The sequence below is a fragment of the Enterobacter sp. C6 genome, from assembly GCF_008122455.1.
Taxonomy (GTDB): Bacteria; Pseudomonadota; Gammaproteobacteria; order Enterobacterales; family Enterobacteriaceae; genus Enterobacter; species Enterobacter pseudoroggenkampii.
The window spans coordinates 1-6,598 of the sequence record NZ_QPFW01000112.1 but is presented as its reverse complement, the minus strand read 5'-3'; the positions used below and the strand labels follow the sequence as shown (position 1 = coordinate 6,598).

The 6,598-nt window shown below is 52.8% G+C and carries 5 protein-coding genes; 2 read left to right on the top strand and 3 right to left on the bottom strand.

Features of this window, described 5'->3' with window-relative positions; translation table 11 throughout:
* On the top strand, positions 1 to 959 hold a 959-nt coding region (locus DOU50_RS01670; protein WP_148768622.1), incomplete at its 5' end, for a DUF3300 domain-containing protein.
* Between the two features lie 10 nt (positions 960 to 969).
* Positions 970 to 1,761 (top strand): DUF2950 family protein, encoded by a 792-nt coding sequence (locus DOU50_RS01665; protein ID WP_148768621.1) that lies wholly within the window; start codon positions 970 to 972, stop codon positions 1,759 to 1,761.
* Between the two features lie 116 nt (positions 1,762 to 1,877).
* On the opposite strand, the gene DOU50_RS01660 is transcribed toward DOU50_RS01665, so the two are convergent.
* From DOU50_RS01660 to aceF, 3 genes are all read right to left on the bottom strand, one after another.
* Positions 1,878 to 3,272 (bottom strand): hypothetical protein, encoded by a 1,395-nt coding sequence (locus DOU50_RS01660; RefSeq protein ID WP_228117495.1) that lies wholly within the window; start codon positions 3,270 to 3,272, stop codon positions 1,878 to 1,880.
* A gap of 268 nt (positions 3,273 to 3,540) precedes the next feature.
* The gene (gene lpdA / locus DOU50_RS01655; protein ID WP_003856313.1) at positions 3,541 to 4,965 is read right to left on the bottom strand and encodes a dihydrolipoyl dehydrogenase; all 1,425 of its coding nucleotides are present in this window, start codon (positions 4,963 to 4,965) and stop codon (positions 3,541 to 3,543) included.
* A 175-nt stretch (positions 4,966 to 5,140) separates the two neighbouring features.
* Positions 5,141 to 6,598: pyruvate dehydrogenase complex dihydrolipoyllysine-residue acetyltransferase (gene aceF, locus DOU50_RS01650; protein WP_148768620.1), on the bottom strand; the 1,458-nt coding region annotated here is incomplete at its 5' end.

Below are 6,598 nucleotides of genomic sequence, written 5' to 3'. Positions count from 1 at the left end.
CGACAACCACAGCAGCAACGCCCGCGCCGGCCCCAACGGTAATCAAAATTGAATCTGCCGATCCGCAGGTTGTTTACGTCCCCACCTATAACCCCAATACGGTTTACGGGACCTGGCCAAACACCGCCTATCCACCTACCTATCTCCCGCCTACACCCGGGGAGCAGTTTGGCAACAGCTTCGTCAACGGCTTAGGCTTCAGCCTGGGCGTCGCCACAACCTATGCCATCTTCAGCAACATCGACTGGGATGATGACGATGACTGGGATCATCACCATGACGACTGGGATAATCACGGCGGCTATAACCGCAACGGTGATAACAACATCAATATCAACGTTGAGAACTTCAATAAAATCAGCGGGCAGCGTCTGACGGACGCCAACCGTACCTGGCAGCATAACCCGGCCTATCGGGAAGGCGTGCCCTATCCGACTAACCAGCTCAACACCCGTTTCCACTCCACCAGCACGGCTACCGGGCTCAGTTCAACGCAGCAAAAACCGGTTAACCGGGACAGCCAGCGTCAGGCTGCCCTGAGCCAGATGGAGAAATCCACGGGCAAAACTTTCCCCCAAACGGCGCGCAACGGAACGAAAGATGTGCAGCGTCAGGCCTCAAGTGAACAGCTGAAGCAGATTTCCCAGCGCAATAACTACCGTGGTTACGACACCAAACCGCAGACAACGAAGCGAACCACCACGCAGCAGCGAGAAAATCGCCAGACCACCGCGCAGAGACAAGAGAAACGGGGTTCGCAGCCGGCGCAGCAACGCGCTCTCCAGCAGCGAAACAGCCAGCCCCGGGCCAATGCGCTGAGCGGCAACGACAGCCGCTCCGCGAACTGGCAGGCGCAGCAGCAGCGCGGTGCGCAAAGCAGACAGCTTGCGGCTCGCCAGCAGCAGCCACGTCAGGCGTCTGGTGGACGCGCTGAACGCCGTGAAATTCGACATCGCTAAGGGAACCGACATGAAAAGTAAACTACTCAGTGGCATGGTGTTGTTCATGCTTTCGGCTTCGGTGATGGCGCAGCAATCCTTTAGCACCCCCGATCAGGCAACCGATGCGCTGACCAAAGCCATTAGTGAGCATAATGAGAGCGCGATGAGCAATCTGCTTGGAGAGAACTGGCGCGATTTTCTGCCCCCTGAAGGCGTTGACCCGGATGCCGTCGATCGTTTCCTGCGCGACTGGAAAGTCCGTCATAACACGGTTGTCGAAGGGGATACGGCGCATCTGGTTGTCGGTGACAACAGCTGGCAGCTTCCTATCCCGGTGATCAAAACCTCTGCCGGTTGGCAATTCGATATCAAAGAAGGGGCCGAAGAGATCCTGACCCGCGAAATCGGGCGTAACGAACTTGCCGCCATTGAAGCCTTACATGCCTATGTTGATGCGCAGCAAAGCTACTTTGCGATGAACCAGAAATTCGCGCAGAAGATTGTCAGCTCGAAAGGGAAAAAAGACGGTTTGTACTGGCCCGCCTCTCCCGGCGAAGCGCCCAGTCCGCTCGGACCGGCATTTAGCCCAAAAGAGCCGGGTACCGGTTATCACGGCTATCGTTTCCGCATCCTGCCGGATGAGAAAGGATTTGCAATGATCGCCTGGCCGGTCAGTTACGGCCAGTCAGGAGTGATGAGTTTTATAATTAATCAGGATGACAAGGTGTACCAGAGTAATCTCGGCAGTGAGTCAGCCAAGAAAGCCCAAGCATTGACCCTGTACAGACCCGATACATCATGGCAACCTGTTGCGCCTTAATAGCATGATTGCACTTCGCTTGCAGTGGCGAGAGAGTGAGGAAAACGCCTCCACAGAGGCGTTTACAGAGCTGAAGAGGCTTATTTCGTCTATGCTTTCAGGCAATTTCAGGTGAATTATTTAACAAAGCTATAGGTAACATTCCCCTGCAAATCTGCTGGCATCTTTGTGATATCTGTTCTTGCTTCCTCGCCCCATTCAAAGAGACGATCATCGTTGCGCAGGGCGCAAAAACGATAGCCGCAAGCATAGATGGCACGAATGTCATAAAGCTCGTTTGCGACGGGCGTGGTGTCACCGCCCTCATATTCATCACCCCAGGCAACAACGCTACCATCACGACGAAGTGCTGCAAAAGCATTCCAGGTTCCACCAGTGAGGGCGACCACATTAGATATATCATTGGGCATTGATTTAGCAATATGTCCCCAGCAGTACACCTTCCCCTCAGAAGTTAAAAAAGCATAGCTCCCATTAACTGCGGCCTGAACATCAATAATATCTGTCAGGCTGGCGATCTCCGCTGGCAGTTCGGTCAGGTAATAGGTTTCCCCCCAAAAAACCACGCTGCCATTTTGTCTTAAAGCAATAAAAGTCGCATCGGTACAGTGTACGGAAACAATGTCCGTCAGGCTGGCAATATTATCAGGAATAACAGCGCCATGCTTGTCACTCCCCCATGCAATTAGACTGCCCGAGGCCTGGAGTGCCACAAACGCACCTTGATTACTGTAAAGGGTGACAATGTCATCGACTTTCTTTAGATGTTCCGGCAACTCGCCTCCGTATGTCGCATTTCCCCAGGCAAGTACATGGCCATTTTGGGTTATTCCCGCAAAGGCATATTCCGTGGTCTGGATGGCAATGAAGTCTTTACGCTCGGCAATGTCTGCTGGAAAATCATTATGTGAAGTACCATCTGTCCACTGCACCACTTGGTTATTAGCCCGCAACGCCAGATAGGTATAATTACCCTGATCGGTAAAATATTGGACCACTTTAATATCTAAAATATCATTCAACGCCGCCACGTTATCCGGTAAAGGGTTATCATCATCGACGGACCAGGTAAATACCTGACCATTGGCATTAACCGAAGCAGACGTATCCCAGCCACCGTAAACGGCTCTGACGTTATGATTTCGATCGCTTGTTGGTGATGTACCACCATTTTTAGGCATTCCCCACGCTTCAACAGTACCGTCATTTTTAATGGCCGCTAATGCGGAACCCGAACCACCACAATTACTGATATTAATGACGTCACCCAGCCGATAAACATCGGAATTTGCCAGCAAGCGTACATCTGGACGCGTGTCAGTAAATACGGGGCCGGTAAAGCGAGAGGTGGTCTCATCTTCATACCACCAGTCAACGCTAACGGGTTGCAAGGTTTCTTTATCAAGCGCGATAAGTCTATGGGTCGCGCTTGCCCAGCCACTTCCTGATTGCGTTCTGGCACCCATTACTTTTAAATCACGAATCTCAGAAGTTAATTCATAACTATTCATAATAATACCTTTAGTTGAATAAAGTAATTATGAGAATAGTAATACACCATTTAATCCTTAAGTCAAACCAACCAATCCATTATCAATAGAACATGATCCCCAATAATATTAAATATAGATCTGGGGAATTTCAAATAACAAACACATTCATTTGCTGTATGAAATTTTATTTACAATCTAAAATAAATTAATATTTACAGCTTAATATCTGAAATCAAAACCCAAAAAAAACGCCTCCTTCGGAGGCGTTTCGCAATCATGAAGAAACTTATTTCTTCTTCGCTTTCGCGTTCGGCAGGTCGGTGATGCTACCTTCAAACACTTCTGCCGCCAGGCCCACGGACTCGTGCAGAGTCGGGTGAGCGTGGATGGTCAGCGCGATGTCTTCAGCGTCACAGCCCATTTCGATAGCCAGACCGATTTCACCCAGCAGCTCGCCGCCGTTGGTACCGACAATCGCACCACCGATTACACGGTGAGTCTCTTTGTCGAAGATCAGTTTGGTCATACCGTCTGCGCAGTCGGACGCGATAGCACGGCCAGAAGCAGCCCACGGGAAGGTGGCGGTTTCGTAGCTGATGCCTTTCTCTTTCGCTTCTTTCTCAGTCAGACCCACCCATGCCACTTCTGGCTCGGTGTACGCGATAGATGGGATGACTTTCGGATCGAAGTAGTGCTTCATGCCGGCGATAACTTCAGCGGCAACGTGACCTTCGTGAACACCTTTGTGCGCCAGCATTGGCTGACCGACGATATCGCCGATAGCAAAGATGTGCGGCACGTTGGTGCGCAGCTGTTTGTCAACGCGGATGAAGCCACGGTCGTCCACTTCCACGCCAGCTTTGCCCGCGTCGAGGTTTTTACCGTTCGGCACACGGCCGATAGCCACCAGCACGGCGTCGTAACGCTGTGGTTCGGATGGGGCTTTTTTGCCTTCCATGGAAACGTAAATACCGTCTTCTTTCGCTTCAACGGCAGTCACTTTGGTTTCCAGCATCAGGTTAAATTTCTTGCTGATGCGTTTGGTGAAGACCTTAACGATGTCTTTGTCGGCAGCCGGGATAACCTGGTCGAACATTTCAACCACGTCGATCTCTGAACCCAGCGCATGGTACACGGTACCCATTTCCAGACCGATGATACCGCCGCCCATAACCAGCAGACGCTTAGGAACGGTTTTCAGCTCCAGCGCATCGGTGGAATCCCACACGCGTGGATCTTCATGCGGAATGAATGGCAGTTCGATTGGGCGAGAGCCTGCCGCGATGATCGCGTTGTCGAAGTTGATCACGGTTTTGCCGTTTTCGCCTTCCACTTCCAGGGTGTTCGCACCGGTGAATTTACCCAGACCGTTTACCACTTTCACTTTACGGCCTTTGGCCATACCCGCCAGACCGCCGGTCAGCTGAGTGATAACTTTCTCTTTCCAGGTACGAATTTTGTCGATATCGGTTTTCGGCTCGCCGAAGACGATACCGTGTTCAGCCAGCGCTTTGGCTTCTTCGATAACTTTCGCTACGTGCAGCAGCGCTTTAGAAGGGATACAGCCGACGTTCAGACAAACACCGCCGAGGGTGCTGTAACGCTCTACGATGACGGTTTCCAGACCTAAATCCGCGGCGCGGAATGCTGCGGAGTAACCTGCCGGGCCTGCCCCAAGTACTACGACCTGAGTTTTGATTTCTGTGCTCATCATGACCTCTTAATTTATACCCGTCGTCCACCGGGTCGTTCTATCCGCCCGCAGTTTACAAAATTGTTAACAATTTTGAAACAACAAACGGCTCACGAATTGTCGCTTTCGCCAATAACCTCACAAACCCCATGAGATTATCAGAAAAAAGCCGGCCGACTGGCCGGCTTTTCGATTACATCACCAGGCGGCGAATGTCGCTCAGCATGTTGTTGATGATGGTGATGAAACGCGCACCATCAGCACCGTCGATTACGCGGTGGTCGAAGGACAGAGAGATTGGCATCATCAGACGCGGTACGAACTCTTTGCCATTCCACACCGGCTCCATCGCGGACTTGGACACACCGAGGATAGCCACTTCCGGCGCGTTCACAATCGGCGCGAAGTGGGTAGTACCCAGGCCGCCGATGCTGGAGATAGTGAAGCAGCCGCCCTGCATTTCGCCGGCAGTCAGCTTACCATCACGCGCTTTCTTGGAGATCACGGTCAGTTCACGGGACAGCTCGGTAATGCTCTTCTTGTTCACGTCTTTGAAGACCGGAACAACCAGACCATTTGGCGTATCAACCGCAACACCGATGTTGATGTATTTCTTCAGCGTCAGCTTCTGACCGTCTTCGGACAGGGAGCTGTTGAAGCGTGGCATCTGTTCCAGAGCCGCAGCAACCGCTTTCATGATGAAGACCACTGGGGTGAATTTCACGTCCAGTTTGCGCTTCTCGGCTTCGGCGTTCTGCTGTTTACGGAACGCTTCCAGATCGGTGATATCGGTCTTATCGAAGTGCGTAACGTGCGGGATCATCACCCAGTTACGGCTCAGGTTCGCACCAGAGATTTTCTGGATACGGCCCAGCTCCACTTCTTCGATTTCGCCGAACTTGCTGAAGTCCACTTTCGGCCATGGCAGCATGCCCGGGATACCGCCGCCAGCGGCTGCAGCTGGTGCAGCTTCGGCGCGTTTCACCGCGTCTTTCACATAGGTCTGAACGTCTTCGCGCAGGATACGACCCTTACGGCCGGTCCCTTTCACTTTCGCCAGGTTCACACCGAATTCGCGCGCCAGGCGACGAATCAGCGGGGTAGCGTGGACATAAGCGTCGTTTTCAGCGAACTCAGATTTTTCTGCTTTAGCAGCAGGGGCAGCGGCTGGTTTAGCAGCCTGAGCCGGCGCAGCAGCAGGTGCTGGAGCAGCCGCGGCAGCCGGAGCTGCGGCAGGCGCAGCGCCTTCCACTTCGAAGACCATGATCAGAGAGCCGGTAGACACTTTGTCGCCGGTGTTGATTTTGATCTCTTTAACCGTACCCGCGAACGGCGCAGGGACTTCCATAGAAGCCTTATCGCCTTCAACGGTGATCAGTGACTGTTCAGCGGCAACTTTGTCGCCCACTTTCACCATCACTTCGGTGACTTCAACTTCGTCACCGCCAATGTCCGGTACGTTAACGTCTTTCGCGCCGCCAGCAGCGGCTGGTGCTGCGGCTGGAGCCGGAGCAGCGGCCTGTGCAGGCGCGGCAGCGCCTTCTGCACCTGCCACTTCGAAGACCATAATCAGGGAGCCGGTAGACACTTTGTCACCGGTGTTGATCTTGATCTCTTTAACGGTACCGGCGAACGGCGCTGGCACTTCCAT

Excerpts from the sequence above, each read along its gene's own strand:
- DOU50_RS01665 (WP_148768621.1), top strand. The coding sequence starts at position 970 with ATGAAAAGTAAACTACTCAGTGGCATGGTGTTGTTCATGCTTTCGGCT.
- DOU50_RS01660 (WP_228117495.1), bottom strand. The coding sequence starts at position 3,272 with ATGAATAGTTATGAATTAACTTCTGAGATTCGTGATTTAAAAGTAATG.
- lpdA (WP_003856313.1), bottom strand. The coding sequence starts at position 4,965 with ATGAGCACAGAAATCAAAACTCAGGTCGTAGTACTTGGGGCAGGCCCG.